The 22084-nt window shown below is 41.9% G+C and carries 23 protein-coding genes and 2 pseudogenes; 9 read left to right on the forward strand and 16 right to left on the reverse strand.

Annotated elements, in window-relative coordinates; all coding sequences use genetic code 11:
* Positions 1-103: 103 nt before the first annotated feature.
* The 3 genes from HWQ36_RS08155 to HWQ36_RS08165 all read left to right on the forward strand — a co-directional run bounded on the left by HWQ36_RS08155 (position 104) and on the right by HWQ36_RS08165 (position 1977).
* Positions 104-586: a hypothetical protein gene (locus HWQ36_RS08155; RefSeq protein WP_292700392.1), complete on the forward strand. Its 483-nt coding sequence runs from the start codon at positions 104-106 to the stop codon at positions 584-586.
* Positions 587-927: 341 nt separating this feature from the next.
* Positions 928-1101 (forward strand): 50S ribosomal protein L32, encoded by a 174-nt coding sequence (rpmF, locus tag HWQ36_RS08160; RefSeq protein WP_094328804.1) that lies wholly within the window; start codon positions 928-930, stop codon positions 1099-1101.
* Positions 1102-1371: 270 nt separating this feature from the next.
* The gene (locus tag HWQ36_RS08165; protein WP_012407601.1) at positions 1372-1977 is read left to right on the forward strand and encodes a sulfite oxidase-like oxidoreductase; all 606 of its coding nucleotides are present in this window, start codon (positions 1372-1374) and stop codon (positions 1975-1977) included.
* An 81-nt stretch (positions 1978-2058) separates the two neighbouring features.
* Here the strand turns inward: HWQ36_RS08165 and HWQ36_RS08170 are convergent, their stop codons facing one another.
* Both HWQ36_RS08170 and HWQ36_RS08175 read right to left on the reverse strand, forming a co-directional pair.
* Positions 2059-3441, reverse strand: coding sequence for an aldehyde dehydrogenase (locus tag HWQ36_RS08170; protein WP_292700410.1), 1383 nt, complete (start codon positions 3439-3441; stop codon positions 2059-2061).
* 316 nt (positions 3442-3757) lie between these two features.
* Complete coding sequence (locus HWQ36_RS08175) at positions 3758-4897, reverse strand: hybrid sensor histidine kinase/response regulator (RefSeq protein WP_292700413.1); 1140 nt, start codon at positions 4895-4897, stop codon at positions 3758-3760.
* 277 nt (positions 4898-5174) lie between these two features.
* Here HWQ36_RS08175 and HWQ36_RS08180 point away from each other — a divergent pair, with 277 nt between their 5' ends.
* Both HWQ36_RS08180 and HWQ36_RS34330 read left to right on the forward strand, forming a co-directional pair.
* Positions 5175-6746, forward strand: a complete 1572-nt coding sequence (locus HWQ36_RS08180) for an AAA-like domain-containing protein (protein ID WP_292700415.1) — start codon at positions 5175-5177, stop codon at positions 6744-6746.
* Positions 6746-8827, forward strand: coding sequence for an AAA-like domain-containing protein (locus tag HWQ36_RS34330; RefSeq protein ID WP_366828621.1), 2082 nt, complete (start codon positions 6746-6748; stop codon positions 8825-8827). The genes HWQ36_RS08180 and HWQ36_RS34330 overlap by 1 nt, the downstream gene beginning before the upstream one ends.
* 190 nt (positions 8828-9017) lie before the next feature.
* On the opposite strand, the gene HWQ36_RS08195 is transcribed toward HWQ36_RS34330, so the two are convergent.
* From HWQ36_RS08195 to HWQ36_RS08205, 3 genes and pseudogenes are all read right to left on the reverse strand, one after another.
* Positions 9018-9389, reverse strand: a complete 372-nt coding sequence (locus tag HWQ36_RS08195; RefSeq protein ID WP_292700418.1) for a type II toxin-antitoxin system VapC family toxin — start codon at positions 9387-9389, stop codon at positions 9018-9020.
* Positions 9383-9574 (reverse strand): hypothetical protein, encoded by a 192-nt coding sequence (locus HWQ36_RS08200; protein WP_234711046.1) that lies wholly within the window; start codon positions 9572-9574, stop codon positions 9383-9385. The genes HWQ36_RS08195 and HWQ36_RS08200 overlap by 7 nt, the downstream gene beginning before the upstream one ends.
* Before the next feature lie 187 nt (positions 9575-9761).
* Positions 9762-10117, reverse strand: a pseudogene (locus tag HWQ36_RS08205) (amidohydrolase family protein); the annotation flags it as partial.
* Positions 10118-10293: 176 nt separating this feature from the next.
* Between HWQ36_RS08205 and HWQ36_RS08210 the strand changes: the two are divergent.
* Entirely contained in the window at positions 10294-10602 is a 309-nt protein-coding gene (locus tag HWQ36_RS08210) for an NIL domain-containing protein (RefSeq protein WP_292700423.1), read from the forward strand.
* Between the two features lie 71 nt (positions 10603-10673).
* Here HWQ36_RS08210 and HWQ36_RS08215 read toward each other — a convergent pair whose 3' ends face one another.
* On the reverse strand, positions 10674-11351 hold the full coding sequence (locus HWQ36_RS08215) for a response regulator transcription factor (protein WP_012407592.1): 678 nt from the start codon (positions 11349-11351) through the stop codon (positions 10674-10676).
* A 329-nt stretch (positions 11352-11680) separates the two neighbouring features.
* Entirely contained in the window at positions 11681-12139 is a 459-nt protein-coding gene (locus HWQ36_RS08220; RefSeq protein WP_292700450.1) for a ferredoxin, read from the reverse strand.
* A gap of 320 nt (positions 12140-12459) precedes the next feature.
* Between HWQ36_RS08220 and groES the strand changes: the two genes are divergently transcribed.
* From groES to HWQ36_RS08235, 3 genes and pseudogenes are all read left to right on the forward strand, one after another.
* Positions 12460-12771: a co-chaperone GroES gene (gene groES / locus HWQ36_RS08225; protein WP_012407590.1), complete on the forward strand. Its 312-nt coding sequence runs from the start codon at positions 12460-12462 to the stop codon at positions 12769-12771.
* Between the two features lie 99 nt (positions 12772-12870).
* Complete coding sequence (gene groL / locus HWQ36_RS08230) at positions 12871-14505, forward strand: chaperonin GroEL (RefSeq protein WP_292700504.1); 1635 nt, start codon at positions 12871-12873, stop codon at positions 14503-14505.
* 84 nt (positions 14506-14589) lie between these two features.
* Positions 14590-15039 (forward strand): annotated as a pseudogene (locus HWQ36_RS08235) (hypothetical protein); the annotation flags it as partial.
* 213 nt (positions 15040-15252) lie between these two features.
* On the opposite strand, the gene HWQ36_RS08240 reads toward HWQ36_RS08235, so the two are convergent.
* The 9 genes from HWQ36_RS08240 to HWQ36_RS08280 form a co-directional block, all read right to left on the reverse strand.
* Positions 15253-15480 (reverse strand): type II toxin-antitoxin system HicA family toxin, encoded by a 228-nt coding sequence (locus HWQ36_RS08240; RefSeq protein ID WP_292700453.1) that lies wholly within the window; start codon positions 15478-15480, stop codon positions 15253-15255.
* A gap of 7 nt (positions 15481-15487) precedes the next feature.
* A complete protein-coding gene (locus HWQ36_RS08245) occupies positions 15488-15718 on the reverse strand; it encodes a type II toxin-antitoxin system HicB family antitoxin (RefSeq protein WP_292700456.1) in 231 nt (76 codons plus the stop codon).
* Between the two features lie 211 nt (positions 15719-15929).
* Entirely contained in the window at positions 15930-17645 is a 1716-nt protein-coding gene (gene ureC / locus HWQ36_RS08250) for an urease subunit alpha (RefSeq protein ID WP_292700458.1), read from the reverse strand.
* 61 nt (positions 17646-17706) lie between these two features.
* A complete protein-coding gene (locus HWQ36_RS08255; protein ID WP_292700461.1) occupies positions 17707-18012 on the reverse strand; it encodes an urease subunit beta in 306 nt (101 codons plus the stop codon).
* Between the two features lie 14 nt (positions 18013-18026).
* Entirely contained in the window at positions 18027-18329 is a 303-nt protein-coding gene (gene ureA / locus HWQ36_RS08260) for an urease subunit gamma (RefSeq protein WP_292700464.1), read from the reverse strand.
* Positions 18330-18368: 39 nt separating this feature from the next.
* On the reverse strand, positions 18369-19208 hold the full coding sequence (locus HWQ36_RS08265) for an urease accessory protein UreD (RefSeq protein ID WP_292700466.1): 840 nt from the start codon (positions 19206-19208) through the stop codon (positions 18369-18371).
* A gap of 240 nt (positions 19209-19448) precedes the next feature.
* Entirely contained in the window at positions 19449-20513 is a 1065-nt protein-coding gene (locus tag HWQ36_RS08270) for a tetratricopeptide repeat protein (RefSeq protein WP_292700469.1), read from the reverse strand.
* A gap of 68 nt (positions 20514-20581) precedes the next feature.
* Complete coding sequence (locus HWQ36_RS08275) at positions 20582-21379, reverse strand: 16S rRNA (uracil(1498)-N(3))-methyltransferase (protein ID WP_292700472.1); 798 nt, start codon at positions 21377-21379, stop codon at positions 20582-20584.
* A gap of 13 nt (positions 21380-21392) precedes the next feature.
* Positions 21393-22037, reverse strand: a complete 645-nt coding sequence (locus HWQ36_RS08280) for a Uma2 family endonuclease (RefSeq protein WP_292700475.1) — start codon at positions 22035-22037, stop codon at positions 21393-21395.
* Positions 22038-22084: the final 47 nt, after the last annotated feature.

A 22084-nucleotide genomic window follows, 5' to 3' on the forward strand; every position in this document is an offset into this window, starting at 1 on the left:
CATCGAATCTTAAGTTAGAATGTAATTTTTATTACGTTAGTTAGTCGGAAAATACCTTTTACCTAATTTCAATAACAGATCATCACTAAGGAGATAGAAGGTCATGAGCAAGATTGCTGCTCACCTACCATCATCGATCACTCCCTTTTCAGTTATTAGCCAAATTGCCAGAAGAATCCGGATAGTTCCTTTATTAATTTTGCTCATATCTACTGTTCCTGCGTGGTTTTTGACAGAAGCGATCGCACCCCAGGTTGTGCGAGCTTACACCGCGAGAGTCGATCTAGCTATTGACCGCCTGCCGGAAGAAAACTATGAAACCGTTCTACGGAGGGCGGAAGCGGCCGCTAGAGCAGCTGCCCAGAGGAGCTTCGACCAAGATATCTTGGTGACAGATGTTTCCATCATTGTGTCCGTACAAAATTATGGAGCGATCGCACCAGTTCTGGCATTAGATGTGAGTCGTCCCCAATGGCGATCGCGTCCCGATGCTCAAAATTGGGCTACTTACTTCAAAACTGCGCGATCGCTACTTTTCTTTGACAATGGCTCTACCGCAGCTAACGGTGTATCAAGCAAAAAATGAAGGATTGAAGAAGAGGCAAGGGAGCAGGGAGCAGGGGGAATAGAACAGAAAGGGGATTGACCCCAACTGTTGCGCTAGTTTCCCGTGGGGGACTCAGACCCATGTTCCGAAGAAGCTTCACAGCATGAAGAAGGGGTCATTTCCCCCAGCTAAGAGCCCTCTTCCCACTGCCTCTTCGTTGAGCTAGACATGGAGACGCAAAGAGTGGAATACTTAAATAATTCCCTATGTTGCCGTGTCCTACTTTAATCTCAACCTATCAATTCAACTTACCTGTTGTTCTTCGCGTCAGTGGATGGCCTAGAATAAGAAGGTTGTCAAGAATCACGATATCTGCTGACATGGCTGTTCCTAAGAAGAAAACTTCCAAATCAAAACGAGATAAACGTCGAGCTACCTGGAGGCACAAAGCCGTCGTCGAAGCTCAGAAAGCCCTCTCTCTGGGTAAGTCAATTTTGACTGGACGTTCTACATTTGTGTATCCAGCTGCTGAAGAAGAGGAAGAAGAATCATAATTTCCCAGTCAGGCAAAGCATAAACAGCACCAATCTTTTTACTACTGGAGCAACGCTTTTTATTAGCTTTCCTGATTGCATTTTGAATCATATATACTCTACACAAGCTCATTAGCTCGAGAAAAATTGGTAGTGAGTAATTGGGAACATCCATTACCCATTACCTATCATTAATGAGTGATAATCATATAAAAGTAAAACATCTGGTAGTGTTGGCAACTCAGCAAGAAAGCTTGTAAACACTTTGAGAAAACTTATTTTTCTCCAACTATGCTAGGAAAATTTTTTCACAAACCAGGGAAAGAAGAGGGGGAACGTGTTCCTCCTGGTCAACACTTAGCTAAAGGTTTCCCCGTACTAACTTACGGCGCAACTCCCCAAGTCAGCATTGAGGAATGGGAGTTTCGAGTCTGGGGTTTAGCAAAACCTGCTACCTTTAGTTGGTCAGACTTTATGGCGCTACCTCAACACGAATTCACGGCAGACTTCCACTGTGTAACGCGCTGGTCTAAACTTGATGTCAAATGGACTGGCATTAAAGTTACAGATTTCATGGATCTGATTGAGCTAGATCCAAAAGTAGCCCACATTATGGAACACTGCTACGGTGGCTACACTACCAATATTTCTGTAGAAGATTTCATCCGGGAAGAAAACTTCTTTGCCTTTAAAGTTTTTGGTGAAGACCTTCCATCTGAACACGGTGGTCCGATGCGGCTAGTTGTTCCCCACCTCTACGCTTGGAAAAGTGCTAAGTGGATTAATGGTTTAGAGTTTTTGGCTGGTGAAGAACTTGGTTTTTGGGAGCGCAATGGCTACCATCGCCGTGGTGAACCTTGGGCTGAGGAGCGTTACAGCAACGCTTTTGGGTTTTAAGAGTTAGGAGTTAAGAAGGGAACAGGTTACAGGTTACAGTGAAGAAAAACTATACCCTATCACCTGTACCCTTTAACCTTTTTATCCCAGAAGTTTCTTTATGAGTGGCAATTTGCCCTCATAAGGAGCGTATCGCCATTTTAAATCTAGCCAGAAGGAGTTTTGCAATACGCTTTTGTTATGGGAAAAGGTATCAAAACTTGCTTTGCCGTGATAGTTACCAATACCGCTATCTCCTACCCCACCAAATGGTAAAGAGGAGACACCAACCTGCATCACTGTGTCATTGATGCAGACTCCACCAGATGAAGTTTCTTGCAAAACTCGCTTTTGCAGGTTTTTGTCTTGAGAAAATAAGTATAACGCCAAGGGTTTAGGTCTAGAGTTAATCAACGCGATCGCTTCGGCAATGTCAGTATATTCAATAATTGGTAAAATTGGCCCAAAAATCTCTTCCTGCATTACAGGATCTTCCAACGAGACATTATCAATCACTGTGGGAGCGATATAACGCTCTGAAGGCTGGTTTTCTCCACCGATGATAACTTCACCATCTTTGAGAAAATTAACCAATCTATCAAAGTGTTTTTGACTGATAATCCTGGCATAATCAGGACTACTTACAGGATTATCACCATAAAATTCTTTTAGGCATTTTTTCAGCCCATCTATTAAATCTTTTTTGATTTTTTTATTAACTAAAAGATAGTCAGGGGCGATACAAGTTTGTCCAGCATTAATAAATTTGCCCCAAGTAATTCGTCTGACAGTGTGTTCAAGATTAATATCAGTATCTACTATACAAGGACTTTTACCACCCAATTCTAAAGTCACTGGGGTGAGATATTTGGCTGCTGCTACCATGATGATTTTGCCGATAGCTGTGCCACCTGTAAAAAAGATATGATCAAACTTTTCTGCAAGTAGTTTTTGACTTGCTTCCACATCTCCTTCTACGACTGCAATATAAGCTGGGTCAAAATGTTTGGCAATAATCTTAGCAATAACACCAGAGGTATGAGAAGCAATTTCTGAAGGTTTGATAATTGTACAATTACCGGCTGCGATCGCACCTACTAACGGTGAGATAATTAACTGAAATGGATAGTTCCAAGGGCCAATGATTAAAACAACCCCTAACGGTTCTGGATAAATTTTTGCTGAGTAGGAAAAAAAATCAAAGGAAACGGCTGCTTTTTTGGGCTTAGTCCAATTTTGAAGATGTTTTATGGCGTAATCGATTTCTTTGATGACACCGATTTCTGTAAGGTAAGCCTCCAATTCTGGTTTATGTAAATCTGCTTTTAATGCCTCGACTATTGATTGTTCATGCTCAATTATTGCTTGCTTGAGATTTTTAAGTTGCTCAATGCGAAAAGTGACATCTTTAGTCTTACCAGTCTCAAAAAACTTTCTCTGATTCTGGATAATATCGCCAACATTAGCTAATTCAGTGGTAATCATTGTTTTATATCCTAAAAAACTATGTTTTTAATGTATTGTTGGTATCTCAACATATTTAATTCGTCATTTTTTAGTGTTTGACTTTCTAATTTGAATATTTACTTTAAGTAGGTCGGCGCAATTAAAGCTAACCGGCTAAGGCTGTCTTTTGTCATTAGTAAAGGTTTTAAGCCAATTTACGTTTCTTAGTGTACTTGGTTTTTTTCGCACTAACTTCTAACTTACTTAAAGGCTTGGTAGATATTAGTAAAGTTATAATTTATGAAATATCAGGATAAAATATTCCGTAATTCATAAATTATAATTGCTAATTTTCTCATGTTGTGGTGGGTAAAAGGACAATAAATACACTACCTTTGCCCAATTCAGAATTCAGCAAAATAATGCCTTGATGTGCCTCGACAATTCGGCGAGCAAGGTAGAGTCCTAAGCCACTACCAGAACTCTTGTGACTACCTTGACGAAATCGTTCAAATATGGTGGCTTGTTCTTCAGTGGGAATACCTGGGCCAGTATCCGCGATCTCAATGCTAATATATTCAACTGAATTGGATTTTCCTGATAACTGAGATTGACTACTTTTGTCTAACTGGCGTTGAGAAGTTAAACGAATAGTCACAGACCCGGAGTCGGTAAATTTGATCGCATTGCCGATCAGGTTTGTAAATAGACGATGCAATTCTAAGCGATCGCCCATGACTGTGTTTGATTCTTCGGTAAAATCCAATTTTAGGGACAGTGCTTTGTCTTGAGCTAGAGGTGCTAATTCTCCAGTCACCTCCTCTAGCAAACGTTCCAGATTAACTGGTTGAAATGCCAAACTTTTGCGACCTGCTTCAAAACGATAAACTTCCAGTAAGGTATTGACCATAGTAAGCAGGTTGATATTACTACGGGCCATGATGGCGATTACTTCCTGCATTTGCGGTGATAATGTTCCCAACGCACCTTGCTGAAATAGCATCAACATGCGATCGGCCGCCACTAAAGGAGTGCGTAAATCGTGGGTGAGACGAGAGACAAAATCTTCTCGCTGGCGGGCAATTTCATCACGTTCATCCATACTATGCTTCAAACGCAGGAGCGATCGCACTCGTGCCAGCAATTCATCTACTGTTACAGGTTTACGGATAAAATCATCAGCACCCAAGTCTAACCCGTGGGCGACGTTGGGCGCATCGTGGGCAGTTATGAGCAATATGGGGATGTATTGCGGCAGTTTCATCTCTCCACGAATGTGCTTAGTGACTTCGTACCCATCCATACCTGGCATCATCAGATCCAGTAGAACCAAATCACAAAGAGAAGCTTTCAATTCTGCTAAAGCCGAAATACCATTTTCTGCGGTGCTAACCGTGTAACCTTCTTCTTCCAAAATAGTTTTGATCAAAAACACGTTATCAGGAGAGTCATCAACTACCAGAATTTTGCCAGAATGAGAAGATTGTGAAGTCATATAGATGCAAGGTACGGGATAAAAAGTAAATTTTTAGGGAAACTGGTTTATTGGTATAGTTTTTTAGATAGTTCTCTTAAGTAAACTTCCTCCAAAAAAAAATTGTTTACCAAGAAATTTATATAAATGTGTTTTAAAAACTACTTTACCAAATGTATCAGTAGGTCGGGTATGGGCTACTAGCAAGTTGTTTAGAGAAAAGTAAAAACTAGCTGCGATTCCGTAAATTGCAATAATATAGTCAAATTTGTCAAAATTCCTGGATATTTATCCGACTATGCCAACTTTGCCAGCAGCCAGCAAAAACGCTAGATTTTTCATCAGCTATCGCAGTCAAGATCCAGATTTGAGCCTGGCCCATAATTTTTATGAAGCTATTAAAGCTGCTGGACACGAAGCATTTATGGCAGGCGAGAGTATTCGCTTAGGAGAAAAATGGCCTCAACGGATTGATGAAGAATTAAAACTGTGTGATTACTTTTTGTTGCTGTTGTCTGAGCGATCGGCAACTAGCGAGATGGTGACAGAAGAGGTGAGACAGGCCAAGCAGTTACGGGATAGCAGCGATGAGCATAAGCCAGTGATTTTGCCCATTCGCGTTAACTTCTCTTGGAGTACGCCATTAAATTATGATTTGCGGGGTTATTTACAACAGATTCAGCAGCGAGAGTGGAAGTCGGCTGCTGATACCCCCAAAATTTTACAGGAAATTTTTAGTTTAGTGGCAAACGGGGATGTAGAAAGATTGGCAGATGGAGAGACGAGTAGTGATTTTTTCCCTTCATCACCCCCTCACCCTCTGACTCTCTCACCGCCTTTGCCAGTGGCAGAAACAGAATTGCCTGAAGGACAGGTGGATTTGGCTTCGGCGTTTTATATTGAGCGTCCTCCCATCGAATCTCGCTGCTACGAGGCAATTTTGAAGCCAGGATCTTTGATTCGGATCAAAGCGCCCCGGCAGATGGGTAAAACCTCGCTCATGGCGCGGATTCTTTATCAAGCGTCACAACAAGATTATCTAACCGTGCCTTTGAGCTTTCAATTGGCAGATGGCAAGGTTTTTGCAGATTTGGATAAGTTCCTTAAGTGGTTTTGTGCCAGTGTAGGACGGAGGTTGAGGATACCCAACAAATTAGCAGATTACTGGGACGATATTTTTGGCAGTAAGGACAATTGCACTGCTTATTTCGAGGAATATCTCTTGCCAGAAATCAGCCAACCCCTAGCATTGGGATTGGATGAAGTTGATCGGATATTTCAACATCCCGAAATTGCCGCAGACTTTTTTGGGCTGTTACGCGCTTGGCATGAAGACGCTAAAAACCGGGATATTTGGAAAAAACTGCGGTTGGTAGTAGTGCATTCCACAGAAGTTTATATTCCAATGAATATCAATCAATCGCCGTTTAATGTAGGCTTGCCGATTGAGTTACCAGAATTTAACGCCCAACAGATTCTTGATTTGGCACGAAAACATGGACTCAATTGGAGTTTTACCCAAGTTGAACAATTAATGGCAATGGTAGGAGGACATCCCTATCTTGTACGAGTGGCACTTTATCACATTGCCAGACGGGATATTACGCTCAATCTGCTTTTGCAAACAGCCCCTACAGAAGCTGGCCCTTATAGCGACCATTTACGTCGGCATTTGTGGAATTTAGAACAGCGTCCAGAATTATTAGCTGCTATCAAAAAGGTAGTTGCCAATACTAGCCCAGTTCGGTTGGATTCGATACAATGCTTTAAATTACTCAGCATGGGCTTATTGCAACAGCAAGGAAATGATGTAACGCCACGTTGTGATTTGTATCGTCAATATTTTTGCGATCGCTTGAGAGTTAGCTGATGAACACAGCACCAACCCCAGCCTACGAATATCAAGTCGGTGGCAGTCTGCCAGCTGATGCCCCTAGTTATGTAGTGCGACAAGCAGATACAGATTTGTATGAAGCATTGAAGGCTGGGGAATTTTGTTATGTTTTAAATTCACGACAAATGGGCAAGTCTAGCTTGCGAGTGCAAGTAATGCAAAGGCTGCAAAATGAAGATATTGCCTGTGCGGTGATCGACTTAACGAAGATTGGTAGCCAGCAAGTTACTCCAGATCAGTGGTATGCGGGTGTAGTACGTATTTTGGTGACTAGTTTTGAGCTTTCAGGAAAGTTTAATTTACGGAATTGGTGGCGCGATCGCGATCATCTTTCTCCGGTACAGCGATTGAGCGAATTTATTGAAGAAGTTCTACTAGTTGAGATTTCTCAATCTATTGTAATTTTTATAGATGAAATTGATAGCCTTCTCAGCCTGAATTTTTCGACTGACGATTTTTTTGCTTTACTCCGGTTCTGCTATAACCAGCGTGTTGATAAGCCAGCTTACAAACGCCTCGCATTTTGTTTATTGGGAGTAGCTACTCCCTCGGATTTGATTAGAGATAAAAAGCGTACACCGTTTAATATAGGTCAAGCAATTGAATTAAAAGGCTTTGAATTACATGAAGTTCAACCTTTACTTGAGGGATTGGTAGGTAAAGTCAATAACCCTCAAGCAATTCTGCAAGAAGTTCTAGATTGGACGGGTGGGCAACCATTTCTTACTCAGAAACTTTGTAAGTTAATTCCAAAATATATAGAAGTTTCAGAATTAGAAAATTTGGTACGAGCGCACATTATTGATAATTGGAAATATCAGGATGAGCCAGAACATTTTCGGACGATACGCGATCGTATTTTGCAAAATGAACAGCGTGCTGCACAGATGCTCGGGCTTTATCAGCAGATTTTACAGCAAGGTGAAGTAGCAGGCGCTGAAACTATTGAACAAATAAAATTACGACTATCTGGTTTGGTAGTTGAACAACAAGGTAGATTAAGGATTTATAACAAAATTTATAAATGTGTATTTAATCAGAATTGGGTCGATGAAGCATTAGCTGATTTACGACCATACGCTGAGGCAATAACAGCTTGGTTGTTGTCTAGCTGTAAAGACGAGTCGCGTTTATTACGAGGACAGGCATTACAAGATGCTCAAGAATGGGCAATAGGTAAACAATTAAGTAATGAAGATTATCAGTTTTTAACTGCTAGCCAAAAATTTGACAGTATAATACTTCTTGCACAACTTGATATAGCTCGTGGGGAAGGAGAAAGAACCAAAAGAAAATTTTTGGCTAATGTTTCCCATGAAATTCGCACCCCTCTTAACGGCATCATCGGATTTTTAAAGCTGATTTTAGAGGGTATGGCAGATGACCCAGAAGAACAAAACCAATTTTTGGCAGAAGCTCACCACTTATCGATACATCTGCTAAATATTATCAACGACATCTTAGATATAGGAAAAATCGAAGCAGGTAAAATGGAGCTAGCTTTTACTTCAGTCAAGCTAGATCAGCTATTCAGTGATGTCGAAAGTTTCATGCGTCCCCAAGCAGAAATGAGAAATCTCAGCTTTCGGATGCAAATGCCAGCTACCTCCGATGAAATCATTGTCCAAAGCAACTACCAACGGCTGCTACAAGTTATGCTCAATTTGGTAGGAAATGCCATCAAATTTACCCACGAGGGTGGCGTTACCGTCAGCGCCGATTTAGTACTCAAAAAGGCAAAGGCGAACTTTCAAGGTCAGCAATTTCCTGGCATGGTGAGAGTGCGTGTAGCAGACACTGGTATCGGTGTTTCCTTGGACAAACAAGATAAACTGTTTCAATTATTCTCTCAATTAGATGGCTCCCGTAATCGCCAATATGGTGGTACAGGTTTGGGACTGGCAATATCTCAGAAACTCATAGAAGCTATGGGTGGTGAACTAAATTTTTACAGCGTGGGCGAAGGACTTGGCTCAACAGTCACTTTCACAGTACCACTGTATCAATATCCTGTAATTATTCAGCCTGAATTTGAAGACTCACCATCGTTAGAATAGAATATTACTCATTTATAGCTTTGCAATCACATCTTACCTAAAACCTGATTGCGCTAGAGCGATATCTGGCAACAAGGCGCTCGGTATCTATATTTATTTCCCAGAGTTGAGACTATCTAAAAATTGCTGGAATTCTGCTGTGGAAGGAATTGCGATCGCACTCTTGACCCAAAATAGGCGATCGCTCCAATTACACAATTTGCACTGACTGAGTGTTAATTTCTGTTAAATTAGCCAATTTTACATCATTCGTAAACAATATTGTATTTAGAGATTTTGCAGTTGCTACAATTATTGCGTCAGGAAGCCTGAGTCTATATTGTTTGCGAAATGCGATTGTTAAATTCTTAATATTATTATCAATATCAACAACTGTAATTTTATTTAAAAAATCAATAATTTGTGTTTCTTCTTCTAAACTGAGACTCGGATAAGAAAGCAATTCAATCTCGGTAATCACTGAAATAAAATATTGTCCTGATGGTAGTGGGTTTACCAAGCGGCCACCCAAAAAGTACAAGACTACATTTGTATCTAAAAAAATCAAAGCTTGTGTCAACACCACTCATCCCTAATTTGCTTCTGATATTCCAAAGGGTCTTGAGTTAGTTGAATTACACCTGCATAGTGGTTTAAATTAAACTCTTGTTTTTGTTGAGATTGATGAGCTTCTAATATCTTCTCAATTTGCTGCCAGTCCTGATAATCAATCAACACTGCTACCGGACGCATGGCTTCATCAGTCACAATTTTTTTCTTAAAAGGTAGCATGATTTTGTATATCAGATACAACGTTTTACTATATTGATCGTAACTCCAAGACAGAAAATTGATGATGGCAACTTTTCCAGGGTAAGAGCATCTCAATTAGGCTTGATACAAGGAGTCAGAAGAATCTAGCTAGAACTGGCTGGTTTCACGTCAAAAAAAGCGATCGCCACAAACATAAATCTGCTAATTTTCCCTCTTCTACGTGAACCCACATATTGAGCAATTCCATGAGCGATCGCAGATTTGATTGTATACTTAGCAACATATCTTTTTGCCCAAAAGTTGTCTGCTTTTTGCTCTGTTCCCTGTGAGTTAAGAGTTCCCCGTTGCACCTTCATTTTGTGAGATGTCTGCCAGGTGCGAATTATCACTTCGTCTACCCTTCACATTGCCTGGGAGTCGGAAGAAATCATGCTAGATGCGCCTAAGTCGTGCAAAATGTCCTCGGCGGATGTGAGATTCGGCAAAAGCGACATCTTCAGCGATCGCAGGATCAACATGATGGCATACCATTACTAATGACCAATGATAGTTTTAGCCGATTAGCTTTAATTGCGCCGACCTACTTATATCTAGATTAATGGTTTGCAAAGGTAAATACTTTCTTGCTTGCCTACGTGGGATAAGTGACGCTAGTGTTAAAAGAAATCGTGCAAACTAAAACCCTCATCCCAGAAGTCGAGTAGGAAGCTAGAATGGCAATTCCAAATAAAAAAGTAAAATCTAATACAGATATTTTAGATAATAGACGCACCCAAAATCGCATCCAGGTTCGCATTCCTAAAGACTTGCATGAGGAACCAGTCATTTCACGACTGGTTTCTCACTATGGGATCACAGTCATTATTGCTGATGCTCAGGTAAGCGCAAACGTGCCACAATATAGCTGCTTCGATCTGGAACTGCGAGGTACTGTTTCTCAGATTGAAAGCGCCCTAACTTACCTGGATGAACTAGATTTAGAAGTTTTGCACCAATCCAGCCCTGAAGAAGATGGTTGGTAATTAATTTTGGATTTCGGATTTTGGATTTTAGATTGATAATCCAAAATCCAAAATCTAAAATCTAAAATTCACTATGCCATTTGATTTTCAATCGCCCACCGCGCTAGTTCAGTGCGGTTGTGGAGATTAGTTTTGCCCAACATATTGGACACATGGCTTTCAACCGTGCGCTGACTAACATTTAGTTCTTCAGCAATTTCCCGGTTAGCTAAACCCCTAGCAACAAACTGGACTACTTTCAGTTCGGTTGGGGTTAATTGCACATCGAAGGGAACCTGGATGCGGGAACCGTTTTCGCCTCCTTTAGCTTGGTGTTCTTTCCAACGGATAGTTTGTTTCAGCGAAGATTCAACTTGGGCTACGAGTTCTTCTGGTTCAAAGGGCTTGACCATATAAACATCAGCACCTTTATTCAGACCCTTAACTCGGTCTGCACTTTGTCCCTTAGCTGAAAGGAAAAGAACCGGAATCCAACTGGTGCGTTCGTTTTGCCGGACTTGTTCCACAAAAGTATATCCGTCCATTTCCGGCATCATCACGTCGCAGATAATCATGTCTGGAACATCTTGCTCTAAAATTTCCAGAGCTTCACGCCCATTTTCGGCGGTGATGACTTCGTATCCCCGGAATTCTAAGTAATCCTTCACCAGCAAGATGAGGTTAGGGTCATCATCAATCAATAGAAGTCGTTTGTGATCTTTCATGCTGGGCTCTTTCATAGCAGTGGCACTTGTCGCGCTTCGGTCCATCAAAGTCTTGAATATTTATCCTCTATGGTGGGTTATTTCGAGATGTTGTCCTTTTTCCTACTTAACTTGCCTTTGCTGTCTCGAAGTCTCAAAAATGCCGAGCATTTTCAAGAGACTAATAGCTCGATAGCAAAAGTCCAGCAAGGATACGTATAGCAGTAGTATCTATAATGCGCTATTATATATCGCATTGAAAGTGGCGGGCGAAAAAACACTGATTAAATAATAATCCTTCTGACTCACAAGTAAGTATTGGCTTAAAGATGACCCTACCTCAAAACCAACCCGCACTTTCTTAAAGCTTACTGCTGTTCCATATCCTTCGGTTGTTAAGCCTCTATGAGGTGTTCACAAGAAACTAGGGAAGTTTCTGGCAAAGGATGGTTTAAAAAGGCATATTTTTTTACCACCTTATTGCCTGTTAAGTGTTCTTGGATGATCCGCTCAATAACTTCCAGGTTTGCTTGGCAATACCAGACACCATCAAGGTAAACCACCATTATGGGTCTAGAACAACAAACGCGCAAGCAGTTGGCTTTAGTTCTACAGACGCAAATGGGATAATTGTGTTGCGGCTCATCAAATTTTAACTCTTTAAGTCGCTCTTTTAAGTATTCCCAGGATTCCAGACTAGCTCGTTGTGAGCAGCAATTAGCAATTGTCTGGTCAGCGCAAATAAAAATGTGTCGCTGAATTTTTGCAAGTCCTAAACTTTCTACACAATTACTCAGGGCTTTATATTCTAGAGATTTAGTGGCTTTGGGGATTTGATGGCTTGACTGGATCACTGTATTGTTACTTATCGAGCAGCTCCCTGATTACAGTTCTATAACAATTTCCAAGCTTTGCAAATAAAGTTGACTGAGAAGGGAATGGGGCATTGGGAAAACTCGTCACTATTCCCGACTCCCTGTAACCATATAAAAATATACGTAACTTACAGAACAGAACCCGAAGGATATAAATAATTAGGCATTTATACTTAAGTACAATAATGAGCTTTTAGTTCGGGAACCCGTACTCAAGGAATTCTTGCCATTGGACGCTACTTTTCGGTAAATTAGCACTCAGGAGTCGAGAGTGCTAAACTCTAAGGGAAAGAAATAATATGGCAGCTTTATCTTTAAGCGTTTCTACAGTTAAACCTTTGAGCGATCGCGTTTTCGTAAAAGTGAACGCCTCAGAGGAAAAGACCGCAGGTGGTCTGTATTTGCCCGATACCGCCAAGGAAAAGCCCCAGGTAGGGGAAGTAGTCGCCCTTGGCCCTGGCAAGCGTAACGAAGACGGTAGCCGTCAGGAATTGGAAATTAAAGTCGGCGATAAGGTGCTGTACTCCAAGTACGCTGGCACTGACATCAAGCTCGGCACCGAAGAATATGTACTGCTTTCTGAAAAAGATATTTTAGCAGTCGTTATTTAGTGTTCATTAGTCATTGGTCATTAGTCATTAGCAAATGACAAAGGACAAATGACAAATGACGAAGAACAAAAGACAAATGACAAAGGACAAATAACAATTATGGCAAAGCGCATTATCTACAACGAAAACGCCCGTCGTGCCTTGGAACGAGGCATTGACATCCTGGCTGAGGCTGTAGCTGTTACCCTTGGCCCCAAAGGTCGTAACGTAGTTCTAGAAAAGAAATTTGGCGCACCGCAAATTGTTAATGACGGTGTAACGATCGCCAAAGAAATCGAATTAGAAGACCATATTGAAAACACTGGCGTAGCTTTGATTCGTCAAGCTGCTTCTAAAACCAACGATGCTGCGGGCGACGGTACCACAACTGCTACTGTTTTAGCTCATGCGATCGTCAAAGAAGGCTTGCGGAACGTTGCAGCTGGTGCTAACGCGATTTCACTGAAGCGCGGGATTGACAAAGCTACTGCCTTCCTGGTAGAGAAAATCAAAGAACACGCTCGTCCGGTGGAAGATTCCAAAGCCATTGCCCAAGTTGGTGCGATCTCAGCTGGTAATGACGAAGAAGTCGGTCAGATGATTGCCCAAGCAATGGACAAAGTGGGCAAGGAAGGCGTAATTTCCCTAGAAGAAGGGAAATCTATGTTCACCGAGTTGGAAATCACCGAAGGGATGCGCTTTGACAAAGGCTACATCTCTCCTTATTTCGCCACCGACGCTGAACGGATGGAAGCGGTTTTTGATGAGCCTTTCCTACTGTTGACCGATAAGAAAATTGCTTTAGTGCAAGACCTTGTACCAGTGTTAGAGCAAGTAGCTCGTGCTGGTCGTCCTTTGGTAATTATCGCCGAAGATATTGAAAAAGAAGCTTTGGCAACCTTGGTGGTAAACCGTTTACGCGGTGTACTCAACGTGGCTGCTGTTAAGGCTCCTGGCTTTGGCGATCGCCGCAAAGCACTACTAGAAGACATCGCTGTTTTAACTGGTGGTCAACTAGTTACCGAAGATGCTGGTTTGAAGCTAGATAACACCAAGCTAGATAGCCTGGGTAAAGCTCGCCGGATCACCATCACCAAGGACAGCACCACAATTGTTGCCGAAGGTAACGAAGCTGCTGTTAAGGCTCGTGTCGAACAGATTCGTCGTCAAATCGATGAAACCGAATCTTCTTACGACAAAGAGAAATTACAAGAGCGTCTTGCTAAACTCTCTGGTGGTGTTGCTGTCGTGAAAGTGGGTGCAGCGACCGAAACCGAAATGAAAGACAAGAAGTTGCGCCTAGAAGACGCAATCAACGCCACTAAAGCTGCTGTGGAAGAAGGTATTGTTCCTGGCGGTGGTACAACTCTGGCTCACCTTGCTCCCGAATTGGAAGTTTGGGCAAAGAGCAATCTTAAAGATGAAGAGTTGATTGGTGCTTTGATTGTCGTTCGTGCCTTACCTGCACCTCTGAAGCGGATTGCTGAAAACGCCGGTCAGAATGGTGCTGTGATCGCTGAACGTGTGAAAGAGAAAGACTTTAACGTTGGCTACAACGCTGCAACAAACGAATTCGTCGATTTGTTAGCTGCTGGTATTGTTGACCCTGCTAAAGTGACTCGTTCTGCTCTGCAAAACGCTGCTTCCATCGCTGGTATGGTGTTGACAACCGAATGTATTATAGTTGACAAGCCTGAACCAAAAGACGGCGCTCCTGCTGGCGCTGGTGCTGGTGGCGGTGACTTCGATTACTAATACTTTGTAGTTACATAAGTTGTGAAAACGGCTGCTTTCCTTGTGGAGGCGGCTGTTTTTTTGTGTCAGTAGAAGAGGAAGAGAGTGAGTTACGACAACGCTTGTAAATATTTAGCTGAACAGTACCCTGCTGCTTTTGTGCGTTGGTTGCTTGGGGTAGAGGTGCAACAAATTGAAGTCTTAAAAACGGAACTGACGCTTGAACCAATTCGTGCAGATTCTGTGACATTTTTGCAAGCAGCTAACTCAATTTTGCACATTGAATTTCAAACTTTGGTGAAATCTAATCCGGCGCTTAATTTCCGAATGCTCGATTATTCTGTGAGGTTGAAGCGCCAATACCGTTGTCCTGTAGTGCAAGTGCTAATCTTTTTGCAAGAAACTACTAACGAAATGGCTTTTACCGAAGAATATCGGGACAACACAACGATTCACCAATATCAGGTTGTTCGTCTTTGGGAGCAAGATTCAACACTATTTTTAGTTAATCCGGCGCTGTTACCTTTAGCAAGTTTGACGCGAACTGACTCGCCGATGATCCATACATCATATATCCCACACTAACCTAACTAAGATGATGCTTGCAGAAGCTGAATGCTATGAGGCTGGTGTATACTCGAATGAATTTTATGAAGAAGCAAAATATATTCGTAGTAAATACCAAGAAACACCGATAAGAATTTGGCGAGCCTAACAACTAGATTTTTAATAGTTCATCATTTTAATGAATACACCCCCCATTTATTATTAAGAGCGGTTAAGAAAATCTTCAGGTTCAATACCAGCTTGCTTTAAAATTGCACGTAATGTTCCTTCTGGCATATCACCAGAATGATTGAGAATAGTAGTGTAACGGTTACTTTCAGGATTAAACCAGATTTCATGACTCCCTGCGGCTTGACGATGAAAAACAAAGCCAAAGGTTTTTAATATTTTGATAATCTCTCTGTACCTAAACCCAGCTAGCCGTCCCATGAATTGACTACTGACCTACAACTAAAGGATAGTTAAATTGTTCAGCTATTGGTTGCAAATAATCTAGTTCTTCATCCTGAGATTGTGCTTCTAATAACTTACGCGCTACATCACGGGCAATTTCTAAAGTTTCAGCAACAGTTCGTCCTTGAGCTACTAAACCTTGAAGTTCATCAGATGTTGCTAAATAAACGCCTTCAGGTAATTTCTCAATGTGGATGTTTAGCAATCTTTCCATTATTGTTGTATGTAGATGTTACTATTTGGAGCGCTTTAATTGTTATCATATCGCTTTTTTTAACTACAGCGATGTCTACGAAGGTCGCTGAGCGAAGTGGAAGTGCGGGCTACGCCTACGCACTTCCACTTTTCCACAAAAACCTATGAGCCAAATTAATCCTGACCGATTTCCAAGGACTATCGTAATCAGTAATTTGCTCGGTCATGAACTAAAACAAAAAGTACCTTTGTGCCATTGGTAAAACTGTCGCAGGTTCACAAATCAGCAACTCACCATCTGCCCTGACTTGATATGTTTCTGGATCTACTTCAATATGGGGTAGTGCATCATTCAGCTTCATATCCCGCTTGCTCAATTGGCGTGTCCCAGAAACTGCAACTGCTGCTTTTTGTAAACCTAGCTGGCTGGGAATTTCATTCTCTAAAGCCGCTTGGGAAACAAAAGTTAATGATGTGGCATGACGCGCCCCTGCAAAACTACCAAACATCGGGCGCATATAAACTGGTTGCGGTGTGGGAATACTGGCGTTAGCATCGCCCATTTGCGACCATGCAATCATTCCGCCTTTTATCACTATCTCTGGTTTCACGCCAAAAAACGCCGATCGCCACAAACATAAATCTGCTAATTTTCCCTCTTCCACTGAACCTACATATTGAGCAATTCCATGAGCGATCGCCGGGTTGATTGTATACTTAGCAACATATCTTTTTGCCCGAAAATTGTCTGTTTTTTCCTCTGTTCCTTGTGGGTTAAGAGTTCCCCGTTGCACCTTCATTTTGTGAGATGTCTGCCAGGTGCGAATTATCACTTCGCCTACTCTTCCCATTGCCTGGGAGTCGGAAGAAATCATGCTAAATGCGCCCAAGTCGTGCAAAATGTCTTCGGCGGCAATGGTTTCTCGGCGAATGCGAGACTCGGCAAAAGCAACATCTTCAGCGATCGCAGGATCGAGGTGATGACATACCATCAACATATCCAGATGTTCATCTAAGGTGTTGAGGGTGTAAGGACGTGTCGGGTTAGTGGAAGATGGCAGAACATTGGCTTGGCCGCAAACTTTGATGATATCTGGTGCGTGTCCGCCGCCTGCGCCTTCGGTGTGGTAAGTGTGGATGGTACGATTTTTGAAAGCTGCGATCGTATCTTCCACAAATCCGGCTTCGTTCAGGGTATCAGTATGAATCGCTACTTGCACATCATAAGCATCGGCAACGCTAAGGCAAGTATCAATTGCTGCGGGTGTGGTTCCCCAGTCTTCATGAAGCTTTAACCCCATTGCACCGGCGGCTACTTGTTCTACAAGTCCTTGGGGTTGACTGGCATTACCTTTACCCAAAAATCCTAAGTTGACGGGGAAAGCATCAGCAGCTTGCAGCATCCGGTAAATATTCCAAGGGCCAGGGGTGCAGGTAGTGGCATTTGTACCTGTGGCTGGGCCAGTACCGCCGCCAATCATGGTGGTAATACCAGAAGCGATCGCAACTTCAATCTGTTGGGGGCAAATAAAATGAATATGGGCATCAATCCCGCCAGCAGTGAGAATCATTCCTTCCCCAGCTAAAGCTTCAGTTCCGGGGCCGATAATAATATCTACATTATTTTGAATATAAGGATTTCCAGCTTTACCAATTTTGAAAATCTTGCCATCTTTGATGCCAATATCCGCTTTGACAATACCCCACCAATCGAGAATTAAGGCATTAGTAATTACTAAATCTACAGCACCATCGGCGTTAGAAATGGGGGATTGTCCCATTCCATCTCTGATAACTTTACCGCCGCCGAATTTTACTTCATCGCCGTAGGTAGTGAAATCTTGTTCAACTTCAATAAATAATTCTGTGTCTGCAAGTCGGATGCGATCGCCTACTGTGGGGCCGTAGGTTTCGGCGTAGGCGCGGCGATCCATTCTGTAACTCATATAAAATTCTTTTTTAAACGCAAAGGGACGCGGAGGGAAGCGCAGAGGTACGCGGAGGTTTTTAGAGGTTTCCGTTAATTTTGGCGTTGAAGCCGTAGACTTGGCGAGTACCAACGAGGGGGATTAGAGTTATTTCTTTTTCGTCGCCTGGTTCAAAGCGGACTGCGGTTCCGGCGGGGATATCGAGGCGCATTCCTTGTGCTTGTTCTCTGTCAAAATTTAAGGCTGTGTTAACTTCATAAAAATGATAATGGGAACCGATTTGTATGGGGCGATCGCCTGTATTTGAAACTTGTAATTTGATGGTTGGACGACCAACATTTATTTCAATTTCACCTGTTGGTGTGATAATTTGCCCAGGAATCATAATAAATTCAAAAATTAACGAATTGGATTATGTACTGTCACTAACTTTGTACCATCAGGAAAAGTTGCTTCAACTTGCACATCATGCACCATTTCTGATATCCCTTCCATGACATCATCGCGCGTTAATAGAGTTGTACCATAACTCATTAATTCAGCTACAGTTTGCCCATCTCTTGCACCCTCTAAAATAGCAGCAGAAATATAAGCAACTGCTTCAGGATAATTCAGTTTTAAACCCCTTCCTTTACGTCTTTCTGCTAATAAAGCAGCTGTAAAAATTAATAACTTATCTTTTTCCTGCGGCGTAAGTTGCATTCCTATCTCCTCTGTGTTCTCTGCGCCTCTGCGGTTCGTTTAAATCTGCCACACTCTTGGTATACAATTACCGCGACTCAAAAAAGAAACTCGCAGTAATTGCCAAACATTAATAAACCAGTTTCTTACCTCAGATGTAGAAGAACCGCGATATCGACACAATAATCCATGTTGTAATCGGCTAACACCCACTTCTCCTTCCGCATTCCATAAATTTCGCGTTTTTTTGACAATTTCTGCTGAAACTGCATCACCAACCCAAACTAGACTACCTACTATTGGTTTTCCAGCCAAGCCGTGGGGACTGTGGAAAATTTCTTCACTACCCGGTAAATATTGGCGATCAATCCACAAAGGAATACCTTCTTGCCAAATTTCAGTGTGCGATCGCCATTCTCCAAGGTAAAATCTTTCTCCTCTAGCACTGCGACCAAATCGGGTAATTTCCCAGCCTAACCAACTGGCCCCGGTTGCTAATTCTACCCGTAAATCTTGCCGATAAATCGCGCCGTTAAATAAAATTGTCTCTTGCGGCAACCATTCTAAACAAGCACCACCATCAACTTGCATTTGGATGGTTTGTCTAGCTTGTAAGCCATTGCTGCGATATATCTTGCTTGCAGCAGCTGTAGTAATTAAGGCTTGGGTTTGGGGTTGGAGGTGGATGTTAGAGGATAAGCGATCGCCTCCCACCATTCCCCCAGCTGTATGTAAAATTACGCTATGACAAACTTTTTCCCCTTCTGGATAAAATGGGCGTTGTACTTTCAGGGGCGCTTGTTGGTGATTGTAAATTAACTGGGTTGCACCCTGGCGATCGGCATAGACTAAATTAAGTTTTCCATGCCAACCTTCTGCTATTTGTGAGTTACAGGTCATTTATGAAGTAAACATTAAGTTTCAGGTGGATTACATTTCATTAATTCACTCTGCCAGTGTTTTACCTGCAATTTATCATTATTTTTTCACTAACTGAAATAACGGATGATAATTCAGTTGCTAGAAATAAACCAAATTATGTTACTAAAACTAAACAACCCAAGCGTATTAGGTAATAGGTAACTAAATTACGAATTACGAACTTGTACTGAGCGAAGTCGAAGTATTACGAATTACGAATTATTTAACAAACACCAGTCCACTATATAAATGAAAAGCTGAGTCCCAATTAGTCTGTTCCCTGCGAAACAAATGAATATGAGATTTGATCCGATCCAGCATTTCTGTTTGATCTAATGTTGTATCTGCAAATGACGTGAAATCTGACCAAATTTTAACTTGAGGTAGTTGCTGGTCAATCCAACTTGATAAACTATTCCAATTAATTCTGATTGTATTTTGGTTAGCTTGGGGAATAATTTTTAAACCTTGCTGGAATTCATAGCCGTTATCATCAAATCGAAGAATGCAACGTCTACCAGGTAGGTGTAAATCACAAAACTGAGCATAATCTTGTGTTTGAGTTTTCCATTCCAGTTTACGGCGGGCATTAACATCTACAACTTGTTCAAAAATGGGCAATAGTCCCACTACTCTGGCTGTGACTTCTGACCAGTCAAAAGTGAGAGAACCGAGTTGATTTGTGTCATTACGGCAAACAACAGTAGCTTGTGGGGTAGATTCTTGAAAATATTTGACTTGATAAACTTGAATTTGCTGAATTTGAGCTATTGTTGCCCAAAAGCAAGGAATACCAGCCTGCTGTAACTGTTTGCCGTAAAATTTTAGTTCTCCCACTTGTCCAGTGCGGTACAACCTCCAGCCACGACTTGGCATTAATAGCCTTGCGGTATAGGGATCTAGCTGCATAATCTGGGCAAATTTTTGAGATGCTTCTGTTTTTATCTCGTTACTGAGTGGTTCTAAAACTAGTACACCAAGTTCAGTGTTATTAGGTTCAGATTTTGCTTGAGAAATGGCTCTTTGTCTTTCTTCGATCTCAATTTCTTGTAGTCGTTGCAAACCTTGACGTGCTAGCGTCACTATTTTGGTATTTGTCGTATTTCGCAGTAGTTGCCGATAAACTTTTTCTGCATCTTGATGTTTTCCAGATACTTCATGTAACCGACCAAGATAAAATTGCACCCAAGGATTGTCTGGTGATTCTGTTAGCAGCTGTTTGAGTAATTTAGCGGCTGTTTTATAGTCTTTATGCTCAAAGGCGATCGCAACTTGCTCAATCATCACTTACTTTAAATACACGATGGAGTGATGTCTCAGGCAAAATCACTTTTGCGTGAGCTATAAATCATTTATACTTCACAACTTGCGGTAATCAAGGATAATGCTACTATTGGGGCTGTAACTGCTCTCAGGATGCGGCGACCAAGGGAAACGGGTTGAAATCCAGATGACTTCGCATTCTCTATTTCTTGTGTTGTCCATCCTCCCTCTGGCCCAGTAGCAATGACAATTGTTTCTTGTCCTTTGTCATTTGTCATTTGTCCTTTTTGCTGTAAGCAATCTTTTAAATGGGGAAATTCACCACGCGCTACACAGATATATTGCTGGCTGTTTGCAAATGACAAATGACCAATACTTCGGCTTACCTCGACTTCGCTCGGCACAAGTGGCTCAGTACAAGTGACTAATGACAAACCCGTATTAAAAGCAACAGGCTCTAAAATTGTTGGCACAAAAGAGCGCTCTGATTGTTCGGCGGCTTCCGCAGCGATGCGCCGCCAGCGTTCGAGTTTTTGAGGACTAGGATGAAGCAAAGTGCGATCGCTCAATACTGGTGCAATACAAGTTACTCCCAACTCTGTACTACACCGCACCACTTCATCAAATCCATTGCCTTTGGGTAACGCCACCATCAAGGTAATTGATATAGATAATTCTGTTTCCACCAAAAGCGGTTCTAAAACCTGTGCCTGCTCCCCTGCTAGCTGCGCCAACCACCATTTCCCTTTACCATCCATTGCAATAAAGCGATCGCCTTCATGCAAGCGCAACACGCGTCCCAAATAATGTTGTTGTTCTTTAGTGAGCAAAATTTGCCCTTGTTGAAATTGGGCGGGTGCGATCGCAATTCTTTGCAGTTGAGACATTTTTCTTAATAAATTATTGTCCTGCTGTAGACATCTGCTGTCTAACCCAGGTACGGAAAGCACGAGTTGCCGCTATTTGTCCAATTTTCTTACTTTCTTGGATAAATCGGGGAATCTCCGTCACCAACACTGGTGTAAAAGTTGGACTGCGATCGCTCTGCAAGTATTGTCCATCATTGAGGGTATAAACGCGCAACACATTTCCGTTATACCGCCAGAATTCTGGAACTCCCATTGAAGCATAAAGAGCCAACTTGTTTATCTTGGATCTCGAATATTCCACTTCTAATACTAGGTCTGGTGGTGGATCTGTATTCAGGTCAATATTTTCTTTGTTGCGGACTAATAATTCGTTTTGGATATAGTAACTACTGTCCGGTTCGCCTCCTTGCTCCAAATCATCCCGCGTCATAGTCAACGAGCCAGTGCTTTTTACTTCTAAACCAAATTCTTCACACAACACAAGAACAAAACCTTCAATCAGACGGTTTGAATTCTCGTGTGGCATGAGCGGAGTCATAATTTCTACTATTCCGTTGTCATAAGCTAGCCTTTTATTTCGCTCAGATCCCATATCTGCCAGCATAGCTTTGAATGTCTGCCAGCTGATGTTTTGCAGCACATCCCTAGTTTCTGCAAATTTTGCTGTCGTTACCATAGTTCAGCTTTCCTGTGGATGTGTTAAATAACGGCATTAGGATTTAC

The sequence above is a fragment of the Nostoc sp. NMS2 genome (genome assembly GCF_017115105.1).
In the GTDB taxonomy this organism is placed as follows: domain Bacteria; phylum Cyanobacteriota; class Cyanobacteriia; order Cyanobacteriales; family Nostocaceae; genus Nostoc.

Excerpts from the sequence above, each read along its gene's own strand:
- HWQ36_RS08155 (WP_292700392.1), top strand. The coding sequence starts at position 104 with ATGAGCAAGATTGCTGCTCACCTACCATCATCGATCACTCCCTTTTCA.
- rpmF (WP_094328804.1), top strand. The coding sequence starts at position 928 with ATGGCTGTTCCTAAGAAGAAAACTTCCAAATCAAAACGAGATAAACGT.
- HWQ36_RS08165 (WP_012407601.1), top strand. The coding sequence starts at position 1,372 with ATGCTAGGAAAATTTTTTCACAAACCAGGGAAAGAAGAGGGGGAACGT.
- HWQ36_RS08170 (WP_292700410.1), bottom strand. The coding sequence starts at position 3,441 with ATGATTACCACTGAATTAGCTAATGTTGGCGATATTATCCAGAATCAG.
- HWQ36_RS08175 (WP_292700413.1), bottom strand. The coding sequence starts at position 4,897 with ATGACTTCACAATCTTCTCATTCTGGCAAAATTCTGGTAGTTGATGAC.
- HWQ36_RS08180 (WP_292700415.1), top strand. The coding sequence starts at position 5,175 with ATGCCAACTTTGCCAGCAGCCAGCAAAAACGCTAGATTTTTCATCAGC.
- HWQ36_RS34330 (WP_366828621.1), top strand. The coding sequence starts at position 6,746 with ATGAACACAGCACCAACCCCAGCCTACGAATATCAAGTCGGTGGCAGT.
- HWQ36_RS08210 (WP_292700423.1), top strand. The coding sequence starts at position 10,294 with ATGGCAATTCCAAATAAAAAAGTAAAATCTAATACAGATATTTTAGAT.
- HWQ36_RS08215 (WP_012407592.1), bottom strand. The coding sequence starts at position 11,351 with ATGGACCGAAGCGCGACAAGTGCCACTGCTATGAAAGAGCCCAGCATG.
- groES (WP_012407590.1), top strand. The coding sequence starts at position 12,460 with ATGGCAGCTTTATCTTTAAGCGTTTCTACAGTTAAACCTTTGAGCGAT.
- groL (WP_292700504.1), top strand. The coding sequence starts at position 12,871 with ATGGCAAAGCGCATTATCTACAACGAAAACGCCCGTCGTGCCTTGGAA.
- HWQ36_RS08240 (WP_292700453.1), bottom strand. The coding sequence starts at position 15,480 with ATGGGACGGCTAGCTGGGTTTAGGTACAGAGAGATTATCAAAATATTA.
- HWQ36_RS08245 (WP_292700456.1), bottom strand. The coding sequence starts at position 15,718 with ATGGAAAGATTGCTAAACATCCACATTGAGAAATTACCTGAAGGCGTT.
- ureC (WP_292700458.1), bottom strand. The coding sequence starts at position 17,645 with ATGAGTTACAGAATGGATCGCCGCGCCTACGCCGAAACCTACGGCCCC.
- HWQ36_RS08255 (WP_292700461.1), bottom strand. The coding sequence starts at position 18,012 with ATGATTCCTGGGCAAATTATCACACCAACAGGTGAAATTGAAATAAAT.
- ureA (WP_292700464.1), bottom strand. The coding sequence starts at position 18,329 with ATGCAACTTACGCCGCAGGAAAAAGATAAGTTATTAATTTTTACAGCT.
- HWQ36_RS08265 (WP_292700466.1), bottom strand. The coding sequence starts at position 19,208 with ATGACCTGTAACTCACAAATAGCAGAAGGTTGGCATGGAAAACTTAAT.
- HWQ36_RS08270 (WP_292700469.1), bottom strand. The coding sequence starts at position 20,513 with ATGATTGAGCAAGTTGCGATCGCCTTTGAGCATAAAGACTATAAAACA.
- HWQ36_RS08275 (WP_292700472.1), bottom strand. The coding sequence starts at position 21,379 with ATGTCTCAACTGCAAAGAATTGCGATCGCACCCGCCCAATTTCAACAA.
- HWQ36_RS08280 (WP_292700475.1), bottom strand. The coding sequence starts at position 22,037 with ATGGTAACGACAGCAAAATTTGCAGAAACTAGGGATGTGCTGCAAAAC.